Below are 18,430 nucleotides of genomic sequence, written 5' to 3'. Positions count from 1 at the left end.
ACCGCCCAAGGATGGGCCGGGGGAAGCGGAGCAAGGAAGTGAAGAGCAACCTGACTGACAACGAAAGCGCCAAGATGACCACCAGCAAGGGCACGCTCCAGGGCTATAACGGCGTGGCCACCGTGGATAAGAAACACCAGGTCATCATCGACGCCCAGGCCTTTGGCGAGGGCCAGGAACACCACACGCTGCAACCGGTGCTGGAGAGCGTCGAAGTCCGATTCAAGAAGCTGGGTATCGCTGACAGCATTTACCAGCAGGGCGCTGTGATCACCGCCGACACCGGCTTCGCCAACGGAGCCAACTGAAGTACCTGCACGAGCGGCAGATCAATGGCTACATCCCGGACAACCGCTTCCGCAGCCGCGACCCCAAGTTCGCGCAGCAGAAAGACAAGTACGGAAAGCGCCATCAGAACCTGCCAGACAACGACTGGAAAGACATCATTCCGGCCAGCGAGTTCCAGTTCGATCCGGTGAACCTGACGTGCCTCTGCCCGGCAGGCAATGCCATCAGCTACCAGGGCACACGCGAAGCCGAGAACGGCAAAATGCGGGTGCATTTCGAAGGCCGTTTGCTGCAATGCCGACACGGCTCGAAGAAGCATCAGTGCATGCAGAATCCGGCGTCCGCCAATCATCGCAAAGGGTCCGGAAGGCAGGTCTCATTCACCATCGGGAACAAGCGCCTGCCCAACTACACCGATTGGATGAAGCACCGGGTAGACAGCCCGCAGGGTAAAGAGATTTACAGTCACTGGATGTCGGTGGTGGAACCCGTGTTCGGCAACATTGGCACGAATAAAGGGCTCAATCGCTTCAGTTTGCGGAGCCGGAAAAAGGTTCAGGGCCAGTGGCAGCTATACTGCCTGGTGCACAATATTGAAAAGCTGGCGAATTACGGGCGGTTAGCGGCGTAATGCTGAGGGTGGAAGGCTAGGAATGTGGCCGCTGAATGCCAGTAATACCGGTGCTGAGACCGTCAAAGGGCCGAAACTGACGGCTGAACATTGGTATCTCGATGATCAGCTAGCTGATGGCCGCTACAAAAATCTTGGGAAACAGGCGCTGGGGACGGCTCGAAATCGAGTTTTTCTACAGCCTCGTTATGCAAAACGTCCGTCTTGACGTACGTACCTATCGGCGTACACTTGGTTAAAAGTTAAACACGCAAGAGGTGCGTCATGACCGGGATCACAGCAACTGAGGCGCGCAGCAACCTTTATCGGTTGATTGACGAGACTGCCGAGTCCCACCAACCAATCGTCATCATGGGTAAGCGGCACAAAGCCGTTCTGGTATCCGAAGAAGACTGGTCTGCTATTCAGGAAACACTATACCTGCTCTCTGTACCAGGTATGCGGGAGTCTATTCGCGAGGGGATGGATACCCCCGTGGATGAATGCGATGAGGAGCTGGACTGGTGACATGGAAGTTGGTTTACACCAAACAAGCTCAGAAAGACGCAAAGAAGTTGACCTCCAGCGGCCTCAAACCAAAAGCCCAGGAACTGTTAGTGCTGATAGCAGAAGATCCATACCGCAAGCCGCCTCCGTTTGAGAAGCTCGTTGGTGATCTTGCGGGGGCCTGTTCACGCCGCATCAATATTCAGCATCGTCTGGTCTACCAAGTGATCGAGGACGAGCGAGTGGTGAAGGTCCTCAGGCTCTGGAGCCACTACGAATAATGCGTAATCGGGTAGCCAGGGGTATCTAACCCCCAAGCTCCCACAACACCCTGCATGCGGCTCCGCACAGGGCGTTTCACCGGGAATGGTGAAGTCGTCCGCGTAACGGGCAAACCGATGGTCCCTCCGTTCCAGTTCTTTATCCAGTGGATCGAGCATGATGTTGGCCAGCAGAGGTGACAGCGGGCCACCCTGTGGTACACCTTTCCGACTCTCCAGATAGAGCTGGTTATCGATAATCCCAGCTCGCAGGTACCGGGCAATCAGTCCCAGCAAACGCTTGTCCCGGACCTTGCGGCCCAGGTGCGTCATCAGCAGGTCGTGATTGACCCGGTCGAAGAACTTCGACAGGTCCACATCCACGGTAAAGCGCCTCCCTTCCTTGAGAACGCTTTGTACCCGTCGCACCGCCTGGTGCGCGTTCCGGCCCGGGCGGAAACCGTAGCTGTCCGTTGAAAATCCCGGTTCGAACAGGGGCATCAGGATCTGGGCAAGGGCTTGCTGAATCACCCGGTCTGTCACCGTCGGAATGCCAAGCTGGCGCTTGCCACCGTCCGGTTTGTCGATCTCAACCCGCCGCACCGGCGCTGGTTGATAATCGCCCGAGCGAATCGACTGCTCGACCACGCTCCAGTGGCCGGCCTTTACCCAGGCGGGAAACTCCTCGATGGACATGCCATCGATACCCGCGGTTCCCTTGTTGGCTCGAACCTGCTTCCAGGCTTGATCGACCAGGTGCCTGACTGGTCATTGACCGATCGCTCGTTGAGCAGATCCCGATGCGTCGGACCGCCCCAGATAAGGACATGCACTGTCACTGCACTGCTGCATCATTTACGGTGGCCGTTAGATCACGCGGCTTCGTCGTCTTGTGCCAACTCGCCTCCGGCCTACATCTCATATGATGTTCTTGTTCATCAGCTCGCAGTTTTGCTAGCGGCTTCCTCCAGACCGCGCCCAGCCCTTCCAGGTATTCAGGGCGTCTTCGACCCTCACGGATCGGCCCTTGCCACAGGGGACTTTCACCCCATTAGTTCATGCCCATGCTGGGCGTACACCAACAGTTCAACACGGACGTGGTTTGCTGCGCAGCCCACGCCGGTTAACATCGGTGTTAAATCAGTAGTGGTACCGAAGCTGGGCTATGAGCAGGGCGTCGTCCGTGACTTTGTAGACCATGCGGTGCTCTTCGTTGATCCGTCGCGACCAGTAACCGGCGAGGCTGTGTTTGAGGGGCTCGGGTTTACCGACACCTTCAAACGGTTCCCGCTTGATCTCCTTTATCAGCTTGTTGATTCGGTTAAGGATCTTCTTGTCCGTTTTCTGCCAGTACAGATAGTCTTCCCAGGCGTTCTCGGAGAAGATGAGTTTCATTCAAGAAGTTCCTTCTCCTGACCACCGCCTTGCTCCAGTTCGGCAACTGACTCCAGCAAACGACGAGCGTTCTTTGGTGCGCGCAAAAGGTAGGCGGTCTCTTGCAACGCCTCGTAATCCTCAAGCGAGATCATGACCACGGATTGCGCCTTACTCCGGGTAATGATCACAGGAGAATGGTCTTCACAGACCTGCTCCATGGTTTTTGCTAGATTGGTTCGAGCCGCTGTGTAGCTAATAGCATCCATAAGACTACTCCTGTACAGGATATTGCTCCTGTACAGGATATCGTACAAAAGAGGATTTGACAATCGGCTGCACAGCGACCGATTTTCCGCCGCTACGCGGCTCCAAGCCAGCGCGTGAGCCTGGCGTTCGACAGGTTGACAGCAAAAGGCAAGCCCCCAGGTGTTCGCTGTTCCCAGCATCAGACTTGATTGTTGCTCGACGCGCAACACGCTAGCATTCCTTAATGATTAATCATTCCGTCACAAAGGACTGAAGCGGTTCTACTCGATCGGTAGCACGGCGGGCATGCAGCCGGATCACGCCAAGAAACTGCGTATGCAGCTGGCTGCTGGATACCGCCACTTAGGGAGCCTCTGATTTACTCCTGAATCGTCTCTGCGTGCTCTGAAAGCTGCAGGTGCAAGACATGGACATCCCTGGCTTTCGGCTTCATCCATTGAAGGGTAAAGACAAAGGGCGGTGGTCGATTCGGGTTAACGGAAATTGGCGCATGACGTTCGAATTTCAGGACGGCAACGCCTTCATTCTTGATAATGAGGATTATCATGGATGACTATGCATAGTCCGCCGCATCCTGGTGAATTCATTCGGGAGGTGTAGTCGGACGCGCCTACGCGGGCACGCCGCAAAGCCAGGGCGTTGGTTCACTGGATGGAGGTTTCAAAAGATGGCTACGTTTCCCATTGAAGGCGGCTGTGGCTGCCGGTTTATTCGGTACTGCATGGAAACGAAGCCGTTATTTGTACACTGCTGCCATTGCCGGTGGTGCCAGAGGGAAACCGGTACGTCGTTCGCCCTGAATGCCATGATCGAAGCTGATCGTGTGACACTGCTCTCCGGCGAGGTGCAGATCGTTGATACGGCATCTGAGAGTGGTAAGGGGCAAAAGATTGCCCGGTGCCCGAAATGCCACATTGCGGTGTGGAGCAACTATGTTGGAGCGGGTCCTATAATACGGTTCGTCAGGGTCGGCACGTTGGATCATCCGGATCTTCTTCCACCAGACATCCACATCTTCATAGCGTCGAAGCAGCCGTGGGTCGTTATCCCCTCAGGCGCACCTGCAGTTCCCGAGTACTATGATCGGGAGAAATATTGGCCTGCCGAGAGTCTTGAGAGGCACAAGACGATACTTCCCAAGATCGAGGCATATCAAGCGGAGCTTCGTCACGGGTTAACCTGACAACCCGTTCCTGGCGACGTCCCTCACGCCCGGGTTCAGGCCTTGCCCTGAACGATGCGACACAACGGGTATGCCTGGCGTTAAATACCTCCTCCCCCACTCGAAAGGCCACTGCAAGCTGCAGCATGCAGGAACACGCACGCCTCCCGTACCGGTCCGAAAAATGCCATGTGACGGCGTATAACCGGGAAACCATGGCCTCACAGAGCTTACAGTCGCCACCCTGATCGTGAAAAGTACAACATCTCCTCCGAAAAACACATGGGATCCGCGCGGAATGTAGACAATGATGAAAAGACGCTCGCCGAAAGAGTCATGCCCCTGCACGATCGTCGCCGGCAATCACCGGAAGGGTATCGACGACGGCGGCGAAAACATACAAGCAGGTTGGACAGGCTGGTCAGATAGACCCGCCTTCCCGCACAAGAAAAACGTGAGGAGACACAACGGTGCAATTTCACCATCACGGTTACGTATCCGGTGACCCTCGTCTCGAGGACGCAACCGGCAGCGGCATCGATCGCCCTGGAAGCTTGCCGGAGTGCGTCGACGTCCTGATCGTCGGCAGCGGCCCTGCGGGGATGATTGCGGCCGCCCAGTTAGCGAAGTTCCCGAATATCACCACCCGCATCGTCGAACGCCGTCCCGGGCGTCTGGAAATCGGACAGGCCGACGGCATCCAGGCACGTAGCGTCGAGACATTCCAGGCGTTCGGCTTCGCAAGCCGGATCACAGACGAGGCCTATCGCATCAGCGAAATGGCCTTCTGGGCGCCGGACCCTGAAAATCCGGCGCAGATCTCCCGTGCCTCGGTGGCCCCCGATGACCCGGGAGGTGCAATCAGCGAGTTCCCGCACCTGATCGTCAATCAGGCCCGGGTGCTGGACTACTTTGCTGAGTTCGCCCGAAACGCGCCGGCACGGCTTGAGCCGGACTATGGCCTCGAGTTCCTCGAACTGCAGATCCACGACGGCGAGGAATATCCGGTGAGCGTGTTACTGCAGCACGTCTCGGGCGACCGGGATGGCCAGGAGTGCACGGTCAAGGCCAAGTATGTCGTGGGGTGTGACGGCGCCCACAGCCGTGTGCGTGAGGCCATCGGGCGCAAGCACGTGGGTAAGCGGGCGAATCATGCCTGGGGCGTCATGGACGTGCTCGCGACCACCGACTTCCCTGACATCCGTACCAAGTGTGCCATCCAGTCGTCCAGCGGGGGCAGCATCCTGCTTATCCCCCGGGAAGGCGGTCATCTCTTCCGGATGTATGTCGATCTCGGCGAGGTCGCCGAAGACGACCACCACCAGATTCGCCGGACCACACTGGACACCACCATCGCCAAAGCCAACCAGATCCTGCACCCCTATACCCTGGAGGTGAAAAACTGCGCCTGGTATACCGTCTATGAAGTCGGCCACCGAATCACCGACAAGTTCGACGACGTACCGCCCGAAGAGGTTGGAAACCGCATGCCGCGAGTATTTATCGCCGGCGATGCCTGTCACACTCACAGCGCCAAGGCCGGCCAGGGCATGAACGTGTCCATGCAGGACGGCTGGAATATCGCCTGGAAACTGGGCCATGTGCTCTCCGGGGTCGCCCCGGAATCCCTGCTCGAGACCTATTCCAGCGAACGTCACGAGGTTGCCCAGAACCTGATCGATTTCGACCGCGAATGGTCGAGCCTGATGGCGAAGCCCGCCGAGGAATTCGAGGATCCACAGGAACTGGCGGAGTTTTATGTGAAGACCGCGGAATTCCCCGCCGGCTTTATGACCGAATACCGGGAGTCGATGATCACCGGCAACAGGGATCATCAGCAACTGGCCACGGGCTTCCCGGTCGGCAAGCGTTTCAAGTCCGCTCCCGTGATGCGGGTCTGCGACGGCAACCCGGCCCATCTGGGGCACCATGCAACCGCCGATGGACGCTGGCGCATCTACGCCTTTGCCGACAGCGCGCGTCCTGGAGAGGATTCCCACCTGGCGTCCTGGGCTGAATGGATGCTGAGCTCCCCGGACTCCCCGGTCGTGAAGTACACCCCAAAGGGAAGCGACCTGGACAGTCTGTTCGACGTTAAGGTGATCTTCCAGCAGCCCCACGGCGACGTCGAGTTCGGGTCGACGATTCCCGCTCTGTTCATGCCGAAGGTTGGCCCCTTCCAACTGACCGATTACGAGAAGGTCTATGCCATCGCACCTGAAGCCGATATTTTCGAAGCCAGGGGCATCGACCGGCAGGGCGTGGTGGTCGTAGTGCGTCCCGATCAGTATGTGTCGCTGGTGCTACCGCTCAATGCGTTCGACGAATTGGCCGCCTTCTTCGATGGCGCAATGCGCATTCGGTGAGACGCAGTTCCCCATGTGTACCCGTTAAGCCCCGGCCCTGGCTGCCGGGGCGTTCTAACGGCTGCTTCACGCACTCACTGCATAGCGGTAAACGCGCAACACGTCGTGGTTATTCTGATTTTCAGTAGGCATCGCTCGATCTTCGAGTTAATCATCAAGGTCCTGTTTTTTTGCGGCAGTGGGGATAGCCTTCTATGCCTAACCACATAAGCTGCTTTAACAAATCACGGAAGGCGAACGCGTGAGACGCGCCGATTTGTTTTCCGACAGATGGGTCGGTCATTTGAATCGATCACAACAAGAGACGCGTCACCCCGACCTCTCCACGCAACCGCTCAACCATTCTCCTTTCAAACAACTCCGTTCCCGGCTGCATCACCGTAGCGACACTGCACGCAATCCCCTCTCGCAGCACTTCCTCATCCGACGCGCCCCGCACCAGCATCGCCACCATACCGGCCACCATCGAATCGCCCGCCCCAACCGTGGAAACCACCGGGACGGCAGGCGCCTCCCCTTTCAGGATCTCCGACGGCGTCACCAACAGCGCACCGTCAGCGCCCAAGGACACACAGACCCGGCTCACGCCCTGCTCCTGCAACCGGCGCGCTTCCCGGACGATGGCGTTCAGGTCCTTCAACGGATGACCCACCAGGGTCTCGAGTTCGAATCGATTGGGCTTGATCAGGAAAGGCCGGGCTTCGATGGCGTGCCGCAATTGCTCATCATGACAATCGACAATCGCCCGCCCACCGGCGGATTGCACCCGGCGCACCGCGTCGGCATAGAGATTGTCCGGCAGGCTGCGCTGCAATGAGCCGGTGATGACGCCCAGTCCCTCTCCGCAATGGGTTACGAACTGTTCGAGCAGGTGCGTCCATTGCAGCGTCGACACCGCCGGGCCCACACCGCTGACTTCAAACTGGGCTTCGGTGAGGCTTTCGATGATGGTGCCGTTGATCCGGGTTTCGCCCTCAACCTCCAGGTAGCAGGCCTGATCCAGTTGCGTATCGAGCTGGTGACGCAGGAACCGGCCGATCTCACCGGCGACCGCACAGAAGGTGCAGGCCTGCACACCAAGACGCTTCAGGGCCCGTCCCACGTTGACGCCGTTACCTCCGGGATCGTAACGGCTGTTGGACGCATGCACCTTCTGATCCGCTATCAGCCGGGGAATCTCGTAGGTGATGTCCACCGCGGGATTCAGGCTCAGTACGGCCACGGGCCTTTGTTTGCTTGCGTCGACCATCAGGCGCTCCCGGGTGGCGGCGGTCTGCCAACGCGGATCAATGTGCGGATAACAACATTTTAAAACCACCGATGGTCGGCCACCAGCGTTCCGCGCGACTCAACAGCGCCTTCTCCCTATCGGTCGCAGGTTTGGTTTATGATGCCGTATGCACCTGTGATTCATCAGGATCTCAAAACCTGCCCGCTCCCGTCATGGTGATTCCCCGCGGTACGTGTCCCGTTTGGCGCGACATCATTCAAAGCCATCGTTTGGTGAGCGCCCAGGTATCAGCGCAAGGAAAGCACCGTGCAGGAATTCAAGATTGCCGTCGCCCAGATCCCTTCCGCCAAAGGGCGCATTGAGCAGAATATTCAGACCCACATCGAAGCCGTTGAGTGCGCCAGTGCCCACGCCGTCTCCATGATCGTTTTCCCGGAGCTTTCCCTCACCGGTTACGAGCCCCAGCTGGCCGACAGATTGGCAATCACGGTAGGTGACGCAAGACTACAGCCGTTTCGTGATCTGGCCGTTCAGCATCGTCTCTGCGTGGTTATCGGTGCCCCTCTGAAAACCGATGATCGGCCTGAAATTGGCGCCATCATCTTTTACCCCAATGGAAAAACAGACAGCTATGCAAAGATGCACCTTCATCCCGGTGAGGAGTGCTATTTCAGGCCTGGAAATACGCTCAAATTACTGGACGTTCAAAATCAGAGCGTCGCGTTAGCGATTTGTGCTGACACCAACTCACCGTTGCATGCCCGTGCGTGCGCCGACAAAGGTGCCTCAGTCTACGTTGCCGGCGCTTTGATCGGCGGCAATGGCTACGCGGCGGACACCGAAAAACTCTCCAACTATGCCAGGGAGTACAAGATGCTCGTAACCATGGCTAACCATAACCAACCAACGGGCAACTGGAAGCCAATTGGCAAAAGCGCTGCCTGGGACCACAGCGGCTGCCTTGCCGTTGCCAGCGAGAGCGCCAAAGCTCTGGTGATTTCGCAGCAGATCGATGGCCATTGGCAGTCTCAGGTCGTGGCGTTGTCATCAGGAGCCTGATCAATTTCCTGATGACATCGACTCCTCGGTGTCCTTCCAGGCATCGGAGAGATTGTCATAGGCCCGGGTGAAGCCGTCCTTCACATCCTCCCAGGCGTTGGCTGAACTGCCCTTGAGGCGTTCGTACCAGTCCCCGACCTTTTCACGCTGTGCGCGGAGGGCGTCCAGGCTTTGCTGGGTTTTCTCGCGACTGGCTTCGCTCATGTCGTCCCAGTTCTCGTCCAGGCGCTTTTCCAGCACGTCGATGCGCTGATCGAGCTCGTCCAGCGATTCCTTGATTGATGCGGCAGCTTCGTCCCGTTGCTCGGCCGAGTAGTTACCCAGCTTGTCGATCAGGTTCTCGGTGTCGTGCTTGAGTGCTTCCATGGTGGGCGGTTGCTGCGGCTCATCGGCCTGGGCCATGACAGGCACAACGCCGAGCAGCGCCGCCAGCATCAGGTGCCGCCAGCGGATCCTGGCGGGAATCGTGTTTTCACTCGTCATAGGGTGCTCCGTATCCATATACCAGTTGTTGCGGATTGCCGTGGCAGGGGCTGAAGAGGGTGTTGCAAAAGCGTCGCGAGCGACGGCCAGACAAGGCGAAAATCAACGAAAGAGCGCAGTTTACGGCCTGTAAATGAGCATCTTGAGGGGATTTTCAACGCCGTATGGCCGAGCGCAGTAGCTTTTGCAACACTCTCTGGAGTCTTTACCATACTGGAATCAGTGCAAGAGGACACTCATCGAATCTGGCCGGGGGACGCTCATGACCCGAACCGCAAAGACGCTGCCTTCGCTCATTTTCAGCATCATCCTGTTGATCGGCGGCAACGCCTTCCTGATGACGCTGCTGGGCCTGCGACTGAGTATCGAGGGCATCAGCCCCGGCGTCATCGGCTGGATACTGGTGTTCTATTCCTTCGGTTTCGTGGCCGGAACGCTATTTGCCGGCCGCATCATCGAGCGGGTTGGGCATATCCGCGCGTTTGCAGTGTTCGCGGCCATCCTGGCAGCATCCATCCTGATCTACCCGATGGCGGTGCAGGCCGGCCTCTGGGGCGGGTTGCGCGCCGTCGGCGGCTTTGTGATGGCCGGCTTGATGATCGTCATGGAGAGCTGGTTCAGCAGCAAGGCCGACAACCGGAACCGGGCCAGCCTGTTTGCCATCTACCAGATCGTGTTTTTCCTCTCGACGGCCGGCGGCCAGGTGCTGATCCGCGTCGGCGATCCGGCGGGCTATATCCCCTTTTCCCTGGCGGCAATCCTGGTGGCGCTGGCGGTGGTCCCGCTGTCGCTGACACGCCGGGGGAATCCCCCACCATTGTCCAGGGCGAACGCATGTCGCTGCGTCGGCTGTACGGCATGTCCCCGGTCGGCACCCTGGGGTCGCTGGTCGCCGGCCTCCTGATCAGCGCGTTCTACGCCATGGGGCCGGTGTACGCCAACCGTATCGGACTCGACATCGGCCAGGTCTCGAACTTCATGGCCTCGGCGATCATTGCGGCGATGATCATGGCCTGGCCCGTGGGCCGGCTGTGTGACCGCTTCGACCGCTACCGCGTGATGATAGTCACCGCCCTGGTGGCAGCCGGCTGCAGCCTGGCAGCCGCGTTTATTGGCGGCATGAGCGCCTGGGCCCTGGTGCTGTTCGTGGGGCTGTACATGGGCATCAGCGCCACGCTCTATCCGATTGCCGTCGCCATCAGTAACGACCTGATGGACAGCCACCAGATCACGGCTGCCAGCACCGCCCTGCTCCTCAGCTATGGAATCGGCAGTTGCATTGGGCCCGTGGTCAGCGCCGCGGCCATGGAACTCATGGGGCCGGCCGGACTGTTCATCAGCAATGCCGTTATCCTCGGCCTGCTGATGCTGTTCATGGCTGTCGGCCCGGGCCGTCGCATGCATCCGAGCGTGGACGAGCAGGAAGACTACTACATGACCACGCCCGAGGTGGCCCTCGCCATGGCCGACCTGGACCCGCGGAATCCAGACTTCGAGGAGCATCCGGCCGAGATAGCGGAGGAAGAAGAAAACAGGAAGGAACCGGCGCCACACGGGTCCCGTTAACCTCCGACGCAGGCCGCCCCTTAAGTATTTTTACGAACCCAGCGACGGGTAGGCAGCCAGTGCAAGCAGTTCTATGATGAACGGTTCCGTACGATTAATCTGAGACGTGAACCGTGGCTTCACTGAACCTGCATCTGCTGTCCGCCTTCATTCCCACGTTCTTCCTGGTGTCACTGTCGCCGGGGATGTGTATGACGCTGTCCCTGTCCCTGGGGATTACCGTCGGGGTGCGCCGTGCCATGTGGATGATGATCGGGGAACTGCTGGGTGTTGGCCTGGTCGCGGCAGCCGCTGCCGTGGGTGTGGCCACGTTCATGCTGGAATACCCGACGGCCTTCGCGCTGTTCAAGTACGCTGGCGGCGTTTACCTGGCGTGGCTGGGCATCCAGATGTGGCGCTCCCGCGGCAAGCTGGCGCTCGGGGATCAGGATGAGCCGGCACCGGCGGCTTCCCCCTGGCAGCTGGCGACGCAGGGTTTCGTGACGGCGATTGCCAATCCCAAGGGCTGGGCGTTCTTTATTGCCCTGCTGCCCCCGTTTATCGACAGCAAGCTGCCCATGGCACCGCAGCTGACGACGCTGATCCTGATTATCCTGGGTCTGGAATTCATCTGCCTTCAGATCTACGCCCACGGCGGTCGCAAGCTGAGCCAGGCGCTGCGACGCGGTGGTGGCGTACGTACGGTCAATCGGGTGGCGGGCACCCTGATGGTGGGTGTGGGGGCCTGGCTGGCGCTGGGCTGAGGTCATTCCTCCCGGAAGAAATGCTCGATCTGCTTTGCCTGGGTCTGGGCATCCCTGTAGCCCAGGCTGATCAACTCACGGCAGAAACGGTGATCGAACATCAGGTAACTCGCCAGGCTCGAGCCCGGCGTATACGCCTCGCCGCTGGCGCCCGAGAGTTTGCGCAGGACCAGCGGCATGCTGTCCAGGTGGCGGGTGGCAATCTCGCCGATGTCCTCGCTGGGGGAGATCTCCAGCAAATGCACGGGGCGCAGGTCCAGTCCGGACTCTTCCAGTTTTTTCTTCGGCACCAGTTCCAGCAGTTGATTGACAAGCCGCAGACGGTCGATGTCGTAGTCGAGGGTATCCAGGAACATGCCGTTGAAGACATGGGCCAGCACCTGGCTGAATCCCGGCATCGGTGTGTTCCTGGGTCGTTCCGGGAAGCAGACGTGGTTGGCGCTCACCCCCACCACGATGACCCGTTCCGCCCCCAAACGCAGGGCCGGGCTGATATGCGCCATCTGGCGGGTGACGCCGTCGCCGAAATACTCCCGGTTGATCTTGACCGGCCGGAACACGGTGGGAATCGCCGACGACGCCATGACGTGGTCCAGCGTCAGGTTGGTTCGGGCGCCGGCGCGCTGGCCGACGCTCCAGTTGGCCTTATCCTTGCCGGCCTGGAAGAAGCACACATTCTGCCCCGTGGTATAGCCGCAGGCATTGACACCTACCGCGCTTAGCCGATCCTCATCGATCGCCGTCTTCAGGGCTTTGAAGTCTACCTCCTTTTCCAGCAGTGTCCGCAGCGGGCTGTTGTTGAGCAGTGACAAGGGCTTTTCGCTGGTGCTGTCGGTGATCAGCCGTCGGGCGACGTCACTGACGTTGCGCAGGATGTCGTAACTGTGACTCTTGTAGATCTGGTCGATGGTGAGCTCGGACCAGATGCCCTCCAGGCGTGCGATGTTGTGCCGGAACACCCCGCCACCACTGGCAATGGCCACCGCGTTGATGGCGCCGGCGGAGGTGCCGGTGATCACGCGGAAGGGATGGGCCCAGTCCGGATACATCTCTGAAATCGCCTTCAGCACGCCAACCTGATAGGCCGCCCGCGCGCCGCCGCCGGTGAGCACCACACCCGTCTGCATCATATGCTCCTGTTTTGCCTGGAAAGCCCGCTCTTCCCATAGGATAGCCCAAGCGCCGCCCGGTTCCGGCACGCGGATGACTCAGGCCACCCCCGGCGCTAAACTTGGACGCCTGTTTTCATCTTTCGGATTCCGGGAAAATCGCTATGACCCTCGCCACCTGGCTTACCGTTGTCACCATCTGCGTCCTGGGCGCCATGTCCCCCGGCCCTTCCCTGGCGGTGGTGCTCAAGCAAACCCTGGCCGGCGGCCGGCGCAACGGTGTCGCGGCTGCCCTGCTGCATGGTCTTGGCGTGGGGCTGTATGCGCTGTTGAGCATCATCGGCCTGGCCGCCGTGATCAAGGCATCGCCCGTGGCGTTTGGGTTGCTGCAATGGGGTGGCGCGCTCTACCTGGCGTGGCTGGGGGTGAAGGGGTTGACGTCGCGGCGACGGGAAAACGGAGCGCTGCCGGAGGTCCCCACCACCTCGAGCGCCGCGCGGGATGGTTTCCTGGTGGTGTTCCTCAACCCCAAGATCGCAGTGTTCTTCATTGCCCTGTTCAGTCAGGTGGTGGGCGTGGATACGTCCTTCGTGGCCAAACTCGGCTACGCCGCCACCGCCATGGTGATTGACGGTGGCTGGTACCTGATCGTCGCCTGGCTGTTCTCCAACCCCCGCTGGCTGTCCCGGTTGCAACGCCATACGGTCTGGTTCGAGCGCCTGTTCGGTGCCATCCTGGTGGGGCTGGCTGGTCGGCTGGTGCTCGGCATCCTGCGTCACTGACACGGGCCCGGCCGCGAGCGCTGACTTTCTGGCCTTCGGGTTGCCGCACGAGTCCCTTTCCATGGGCGGCAAAACCCGCCTATGCTGTCGTGAGGGAAAGACGACAAAAACAATCCCCGTCACCCGTGCGGTCGTATCCATTTTCGTGATCCTCACTGGAGAACGGCAATGAACATCACCATGACCGAGGCCCGTCTCAGACCGGAAACCCACATCGACCTGCTCGAACTCGTCTCCATGGAAGGCCGCTACTATATGGCGCGTTTCTACATCGGCGACGATGCGTTCATCCTGGTCACCAAAGACCAGCGGCCGGTGCTCTTCACCAGCAGTTGTGACGCCCGGGACGCGTTCCACCATTTCCACATCAAGCAGACCGAGATCATCCCGCCGGCCGGAACCGACGAAATGGTAGGCATGACCAGCGATTCGGTCACGGAAATGCGGGTGCGGCTCTAGGGGCCCCGACAGCATGGCCGGGGCCCGGACGGTCAGTCGTTGAGGGTGGTGTAGACGAGCGTGGACATGTCGGTGCTGTCTGAGCCCGGCACCTCGATGTACTGGTCCCCACTGCCCCACAGCTGCCACCAGGCGCGCTTGTTGTAGGTGCGGCTGGCGAAGTCCACCTGCAGACCGTTGAGCGCGGTGTTGTTCACCACCGGCACCGAGATGTTCCCCACTTCGCTACCCAGCACGCCACTGTGGGTGACGCCTTCGTTCATCAGCACCGGATAGTGATTGTAGTAGAGACTCGAGGGCGCATCCTGACTGGACACCTTGCCGGCCAGGCTCAGGTTGGACACGCAGGAGTCGATGGCATCCGACGTTGCCGAGCCGCATGAGGAATGGGTCGGGACCACACCATCGTCCGTCCCGGCGATGAACGGCTTGGTCAGGCCACCATAGGAGTTCCCGCCCGCGACAAACCTGAGCCGTGGAATGCTGTTGGGGCTGACCGCCAGGTTGCGGGCCGAGTTGGTTTGCAGGTCATTGACCACGCCCAGTTTGCCGGGCTGCGGATCGATGCCGGTAAACGCCTTCACCGCGGCCTTGACCGGCGCCAGGTACCAGCTGTCGTTGTAGGCGACGCCGATTGCCAGATCGGCCAGGTCCGTACCCCCGCCGGCACCCGAGAAGTCCAGGGACGCCAGGACCTTCAGCGGTGGCAGGCCGTCCGCCGCCAGCCAGCGGGCCTGGTTGTCCAATAGGTATCGGGTGACCAGATCACCGGTGGAATGGGAGACGATGATGCAGTAGTCACTGCACAGGCCTTGCCGGGCAATCGACTTCACCTGCTGGTAGGCCTGCCGGGCGATTTTGCCTTCAACACGACCATCGCTGGCCCAGTCAATCCGGGCTTCGGACCGGGACAGCCAGAAGGTCCGCCAGTAGTCCTCCCCATTGGCCTTAACGGCCTCCATATCCGCCGGAGGCGACGCCAGATCCTCCTGCTGGAAACCATGGACCAGAATGACATTGTGTCCCGCCAACTGAGCCAGCGCGCCGGTCGAGCAGGTTGCGGCCATCAGGGCGACCGCTATCGTTGTTTTCTTCATGATGTGCTCCGTGTGAGTCGATGTTGTTGTTTTTCCTCACTGCGCCTTCCCGAACCGCCTTCAGGCATGACGGCACCACCGTCGACAGACAACGGCCTCTGATACGGGAAGGTTGCGTTGACCGGGTGTCACTCCGGTCTCGTCCGACGGCATCCTGCGCCACTGCACCTTCAGGCGGTGCGACATCAGGGCGGACTCGACGGTCGATCAGGCTCCGGTTGCCATCTTTCTCAATATTGCGGCCCGTTGCTCTGATTCGGGTTCCCTCGCGGGGACATCTTCCAGGCGATCCAGTCCCGAGGCGTCGACCTCAAAACCGTCCTCGGGACCAAAGCCATAGTCGGTCCGATCACCCGGCCGGGCGGGCAAACGCCGGATCTGCAGGCCCTTGAGCTGAAGCTTGCCAGTGTGGCCGGCCATCACCGAGCCGTGGGCCCACAGCTCAATGTTCGCCGTGGAGCCATCCAGACGTTGCTCGTGGCTCAGGTGGGCCACCGGCTGACCGTTCACATAGAGGTTGGCGCCCAGGGCATAGAAGCCGGCCTCGTCCGGCTCGAATCCGACCGGGATCACCAGGTTGTTGTTCTCGATGCGGGTGGAGCCCACGCCTGCGAAATCGCCCAGGTGGGGTTCGATGGAAAGGGTCGACACGTGGCGGACGGTCTGCCCATCCACGCGGGCGGAGACAATCAGGCGGTACTCACCGGGTTCGCGATTGCTGTCCAGCTCACCCTGGTAGAAGCCGTCCTGGGTTCGGCTCAGGGCGGTCCCCGGCTGGCTGCCCTGCCCCTCACCCGGCGATTCCAGACGGGCTTCAACCCGCTGGCCGACCACCATCGGCCCGGCAAGGTTGGCCACCACCAGGATCGTCTCCCCGCGGGTGAAACGGTACTTTTCCAGGTTGACGGTGAAGCGGCCGTCGTCGGCCAGCGGCAGGGTGACGGCATGGTATGTATTGCCGGCATAAGCTTTCGCCTGACCGGGCGAAATGGGCACGGAATAGGCGGGATAACGGGATGCCTCTTCGTACTGGTCGGCCACCTGCGCCAGCATGAAGCGGATGGGGTTTTCGTCAGGCGCCGGCTTGGGAGCAGGAGGCTGTGCTGGCGCGGGCGTACCGGCGACAGGCGCCGGAGGTTGGGATGGGGCTTCGGCATTTACTGCCGCAAGGGGCCGCCGGCCGCCCTCGTCAGGCAACTGTGACAGCGCATAGCCCAGGCCGGCTGCCGCGCCGACACAGGCCAGGATGAAAAGCGGGCCACGCCAGTGCATTGACCACCCCGTTGATGTGTCTCGTTGTCTTTGTTGTTATTGGACAAAACGTACACACCCGCGCACCGGCTTACAAACGGTTACTTTTCATTTTGCGGCCCCGGTCCGCGGACCGCCCGTGATGGCCATCACACATTCGCTGATTACGGTTTCTGTTCGGCACCCCGCAGCATCGCCTGCAGCAGTTCTTCGGCATCGAATTTGGTCAGGGCCTCGTTGGCACCCACCTGGTTGGCGTAGCTGACGCTCATCTCGCTGTTCAGCGAGGTGTGCAGGATGATGTAGGGCTGCTTGAGGGAACTGTTGTCGCGGACCTGGAAGGCCAGCTCGTAGCCGTCCAGGCCGGGCATTTCGATATCGCTCACCAGGATGTCGATGGGGCGCCCCTCGGTAGCGGTGTCGAGCATGATCTGCAGGGCCTCGTCGCCGTTGGTGGTGACGAAGTAGGGAATGTCCTTGCTGTCGAGCACATCGGATAACTGCTTGCGGGCCACCTGGGAGTCGTCCACCAGCAGGATGTTGAGGGACTTCAGGGTTTCCCGCTGGACGTCCGTCAGCACCACCTCGTCCACTTCGACCGCGCTGGGATAGACCATCGACAGCAGCAGCTCCACATCCATCAACTGGATGACTTCGCCGTCCAGGTCCAGCAGCCCGGTCACGAAGGCGCGCTTGCCCAGGGCCGTGGGCGGCCTCTTGACCTGTTTCCAGTCGGCTTCGATGATCTGGCGCACGCTGCGCACGACAAAGCCGATTTCCTTACGCTGGACATCGGTCACGATGACGGAGCTTTGCTGCAGCTCTTCGTGGGTCAGGGGCGGGTAGCCGACGGCTGCGCCCATGTCGATCACCGGGACGGCGGACCCACGAAACGTGGTGGTCCCGATCACCGATGGGTGGCTGTGCGGCAGCTTGGTGAGCTTCGGCAACGGCATGATTTCCCGGACTTTCAGCGTGCCGATGGCAAACGATTTCTGACCGGAAAGGCCGAACAACAGCATTTTCTGGGCTTGATGGGTTGGATTGGACATCGTCTTCAGCGATCCCTGTCAGTATTTGAACCCGCCGCGGGCAGCGTGCGCCGTCAGCACCTATCGTTCATGGATACTGATGAACTTAATATGCCCGGCCACACGGTTCAATTTCCATTTGTGTCTCATCGCAACCGCGACCGGCGTCCGTGATAGAATAGGAATGCCCGGACGGGTTCGAGTCGTACGCCGGGTCTCCCACGCGGGAGCGTCATGGAACGTTCACTTCGGTGAAGGAGGGTAACGCCATGATCAGCGACAAACTGCGTAACTACCTTGAAAGCAACGCGGTGAACTATCGCACCCAGTTGCATGAACCGACCATCGGTTCATCCCGCACGGCCCAGTCGGCACACGTACGGGGCCGGGAATTTGCCAAGACGGTCGTCATCAAGTCCGGTGACCGCTTGTTCATGACGGTCCTGCCGTCCACAGACCAGGTCCACCTGGATGAGCTGAAGCAGGCCATGGGCACCCTGGACATGGAACTGGCCAGCGAAGATGACATCACCAAGGCTTTCCCGGATTGCGAACTGGGCGCCATGCCGCCTTTCGGGAATCTCTACAATATGGATGTCTTTGTCAGCGAACACCTGCGGGAAGACGATCACATCGCCTTCAACGCCGGCAGCCATGACGAAGTCATGCACATGAGTTATCAGGACTACGACCGGCTTGTTCGGCCTCACGTCCTGCACTTCTGATCGACGCTTCGGGCCGGTGCCCGATTGCGGCACCGGCTCATCAGGGAGCGCCCGATG

General features: G+C 60.1%; 22 protein-coding genes and 1 pseudogene. 14 read left to right on the top strand and 9 right to left on the bottom strand.

Features of this window, described 5'->3' with window-relative positions:
* From EZI54_RS20920 to EZI54_RS20905, 4 genes and pseudogenes are all read left to right on the top strand, one after another.
* Nucleotides 1-919 (top strand): annotated as a pseudogene (locus EZI54_RS20920) (transposase); the annotation flags it as partial.
* Nucleotides 920-941: 22 nt separating this feature from the next.
* The gene (locus EZI54_RS20915) at nucleotides 942-1,127 is read left to right on the top strand and encodes a hypothetical protein (RefSeq protein WP_131483839.1); all 186 of its coding nucleotides are present in this window, start codon (nucleotides 942-944) and stop codon (nucleotides 1,125-1,127) included.
* A gap of 56 nt (nucleotides 1,128-1,183) precedes the next feature.
* Nucleotides 1,184-1,426 (top strand): type II toxin-antitoxin system Phd/YefM family antitoxin, encoded by a 243-nt coding sequence (locus EZI54_RS20910; RefSeq protein WP_131483838.1) that lies wholly within the window; start codon nucleotides 1,184-1,186, stop codon nucleotides 1,424-1,426.
* Complete coding sequence (locus tag EZI54_RS20905) at nucleotides 1,423-1,686, top strand: Txe/YoeB family addiction module toxin (protein ID WP_131483837.1); 264 nt, start codon at nucleotides 1,423-1,425, stop codon at nucleotides 1,684-1,686. Before EZI54_RS20910 ends, EZI54_RS20905 begins: the two co-directional genes overlap by 4 nt.
* Here EZI54_RS20905 and ltrA read toward each other — a convergent pair.
* The 3 genes from ltrA to EZI54_RS20890 form a co-directional block, all read right to left on the bottom strand.
* Complete coding sequence (gene ltrA, locus EZI54_RS20900; protein WP_131483836.1) at nucleotides 1,591-2,421, bottom strand: group II intron reverse transcriptase/maturase; 831 nt, start codon at nucleotides 2,419-2,421, stop codon at nucleotides 1,591-1,593. The two genes, EZI54_RS20905 and ltrA, sit on opposite strands and share 96 nt — an antisense overlap.
* 384 nt (nucleotides 2,422-2,805) lie before the next feature.
* Complete coding sequence (locus EZI54_RS20895; protein ID WP_131483835.1) at nucleotides 2,806-3,060, bottom strand: Txe/YoeB family addiction module toxin; 255 nt, start codon at nucleotides 3,058-3,060, stop codon at nucleotides 2,806-2,808.
* Entirely contained in the window at nucleotides 3,057-3,308 is a 252-nt protein-coding gene (locus EZI54_RS20890; RefSeq protein ID WP_007154508.1) for a type II toxin-antitoxin system Phd/YefM family antitoxin, read from the bottom strand. Before EZI54_RS20890 ends, EZI54_RS20895 begins: the two co-directional genes overlap by 4 nt.
* A gap of 407 nt (nucleotides 3,309-3,715) precedes the next feature.
* Between EZI54_RS20890 and EZI54_RS25490 the strand changes: the two genes are divergently transcribed.
* The 3 genes from EZI54_RS25490 to EZI54_RS20875 all read left to right on the top strand — a co-directional run bounded on the left by EZI54_RS25490 (nucleotide 3,716) and on the right by EZI54_RS20875 (nucleotide 6,837).
* The gene (locus tag EZI54_RS25490; protein ID WP_242674545.1) at nucleotides 3,716-3,862 is read left to right on the top strand and encodes a type II toxin-antitoxin system RelE/ParE family toxin; all 147 of its coding nucleotides are present in this window, start codon (nucleotides 3,716-3,718) and stop codon (nucleotides 3,860-3,862) included.
* Between the two features lie 114 nt (nucleotides 3,863-3,976).
* Nucleotides 3,977-4,492: a GFA family protein gene (locus tag EZI54_RS20880; protein ID WP_131483834.1), complete on the top strand. Its 516-nt coding sequence runs from the start codon at nucleotides 3,977-3,979 to the stop codon at nucleotides 4,490-4,492.
* A 449-nt stretch (nucleotides 4,493-4,941) separates the two neighbouring features.
* Nucleotides 4,942-6,837 carry an FAD-binding monooxygenase gene (locus EZI54_RS20875; protein ID WP_131483833.1) on the top strand — a complete coding sequence of 632 codons (1,896 nt, stop codon included), beginning with the start codon at nucleotides 4,942-4,944 and terminating at the stop codon, nucleotides 6,835-6,837.
* A gap of 292 nt (nucleotides 6,838-7,129) precedes the next feature.
* On the opposite strand, the gene EZI54_RS20870 is transcribed toward EZI54_RS20875, so the two are convergent.
* Nucleotides 7,130-8,086: a 1-phosphofructokinase family hexose kinase gene (locus EZI54_RS20870; RefSeq protein WP_131483832.1), complete on the bottom strand. Its 957-nt coding sequence runs from the start codon at nucleotides 8,084-8,086 to the stop codon at nucleotides 7,130-7,132.
* Between the two features lie 288 nt (nucleotides 8,087-8,374).
* On the opposite strand from EZI54_RS20870, the gene EZI54_RS20865 reads away from it, so the two are divergent.
* Entirely contained in the window at nucleotides 8,375-9,127 is a 753-nt protein-coding gene (locus EZI54_RS20865) for a carbon-nitrogen hydrolase family protein (protein WP_131483831.1), read from the top strand.
* Here the strand turns inward: EZI54_RS20865 and EZI54_RS20860 are convergent, their stop codons facing one another.
* On the bottom strand, nucleotides 9,128-9,610 hold the full coding sequence (locus EZI54_RS20860; RefSeq protein ID WP_131483830.1) for a sll1863 family stress response protein: 483 nt from the start codon (nucleotides 9,608-9,610) through the stop codon (nucleotides 9,128-9,130).
* A gap of 262 nt (nucleotides 9,611-9,872) precedes the next feature.
* On the opposite strand from EZI54_RS20860, the gene EZI54_RS25370 reads away from it, so the two are divergent.
* The 3 genes from EZI54_RS25370 (at nucleotide 9,873) to EZI54_RS20850 (ending at nucleotide 11,919) form a co-directional block, all read left to right on the top strand.
* Nucleotides 9,873-10,514, top strand: a complete 642-nt coding sequence (locus EZI54_RS25370; protein WP_341352864.1) for an MFS transporter — start codon at nucleotides 9,873-9,875, stop codon at nucleotides 10,512-10,514.
* The gene (locus EZI54_RS25365; RefSeq protein WP_341352863.1) at nucleotides 10,445-11,176 is read left to right on the top strand and encodes an MFS transporter; all 732 of its coding nucleotides are present in this window, start codon (nucleotides 10,445-10,447) and stop codon (nucleotides 11,174-11,176) included. Before EZI54_RS25370 ends, EZI54_RS25365 begins: the two co-directional genes overlap by 70 nt.
* Nucleotides 11,177-11,289: 113 nt before the next feature.
* On the top strand, nucleotides 11,290-11,919 hold the full coding sequence (locus EZI54_RS20850) for a LysE family translocator (RefSeq protein WP_131483829.1): 630 nt from the start codon (nucleotides 11,290-11,292) through the stop codon (nucleotides 11,917-11,919).
* A 2-nt stretch (nucleotides 11,920-11,921) separates the two neighbouring features.
* On the opposite strand, the gene EZI54_RS20845 is transcribed toward EZI54_RS20850, so the two are convergent.
* Nucleotides 11,922-13,049 (bottom strand): patatin-like phospholipase family protein, encoded by a 1,128-nt coding sequence (locus EZI54_RS20845; RefSeq protein WP_165495827.1) that lies wholly within the window; start codon nucleotides 13,047-13,049, stop codon nucleotides 11,922-11,924.
* Between the two features lie 143 nt (nucleotides 13,050-13,192).
* Here EZI54_RS20845 and EZI54_RS20840 point away from each other — a divergent pair, with 143 nt between their 5' ends.
* Together EZI54_RS20840 and EZI54_RS20835 are read left to right on the top strand one after the other, a co-directional pair.
* The gene (locus tag EZI54_RS20840) at nucleotides 13,193-13,810 is read left to right on the top strand and encodes a LysE family translocator (RefSeq protein WP_131483828.1); all 618 of its coding nucleotides are present in this window, start codon (nucleotides 13,193-13,195) and stop codon (nucleotides 13,808-13,810) included.
* 168 nt (nucleotides 13,811-13,978) lie between these two features.
* Complete coding sequence (locus EZI54_RS20835) at nucleotides 13,979-14,269, top strand: DUF6482 family protein (protein ID WP_131483827.1); 291 nt, start codon at nucleotides 13,979-13,981, stop codon at nucleotides 14,267-14,269.
* A gap of 32 nt (nucleotides 14,270-14,301) precedes the next feature.
* On the opposite strand, the gene EZI54_RS20830 is transcribed toward EZI54_RS20835, so the two are convergent.
* From EZI54_RS20830 to EZI54_RS20820, 3 genes are all read right to left on the bottom strand, one after another.
* Nucleotides 14,302-15,366 (bottom strand): hypothetical protein, encoded by a 1,065-nt coding sequence (locus tag EZI54_RS20830; protein WP_242674543.1) that lies wholly within the window; start codon nucleotides 15,364-15,366, stop codon nucleotides 14,302-14,304.
* A 207-nt stretch (nucleotides 15,367-15,573) separates the two neighbouring features.
* The gene (locus EZI54_RS20825; protein ID WP_131483826.1) at nucleotides 15,574-16,638 is read right to left on the bottom strand and encodes a hypothetical protein; all 1,065 of its coding nucleotides are present in this window, start codon (nucleotides 16,636-16,638) and stop codon (nucleotides 15,574-15,576) included.
* Nucleotides 16,639-16,781: 143 nt separating this feature from the next.
* Nucleotides 16,782-17,669, bottom strand: coding sequence for a chemotaxis protein (locus tag EZI54_RS20820; RefSeq protein ID WP_131483825.1), 888 nt, complete (start codon nucleotides 17,667-17,669; stop codon nucleotides 16,782-16,784).
* 248 nt (nucleotides 17,670-17,917) lie between these two features.
* Between EZI54_RS20820 and EZI54_RS20815 the strand changes: the two genes are divergently transcribed.
* Nucleotides 17,918-18,373, top strand: a complete 456-nt coding sequence (locus EZI54_RS20815; protein ID WP_131483824.1) for an aminoacyl-tRNA deacylase — start codon at nucleotides 17,918-17,920, stop codon at nucleotides 18,371-18,373.
* The last annotated feature ends 57 nt before the right edge of the window (nucleotides 18,374-18,430 follow it).

Origin of the sequence: Marinobacter halodurans (genome assembly GCF_004327985.1) — a bacterium.
In the GTDB taxonomy this organism is placed as follows: Bacteria; Pseudomonadota; Gammaproteobacteria; order Pseudomonadales; family Oleiphilaceae; genus Marinobacter_A; species Marinobacter_A halodurans.
This window is presented reverse-complemented; position numbering and strand designations above follow the sequence as displayed.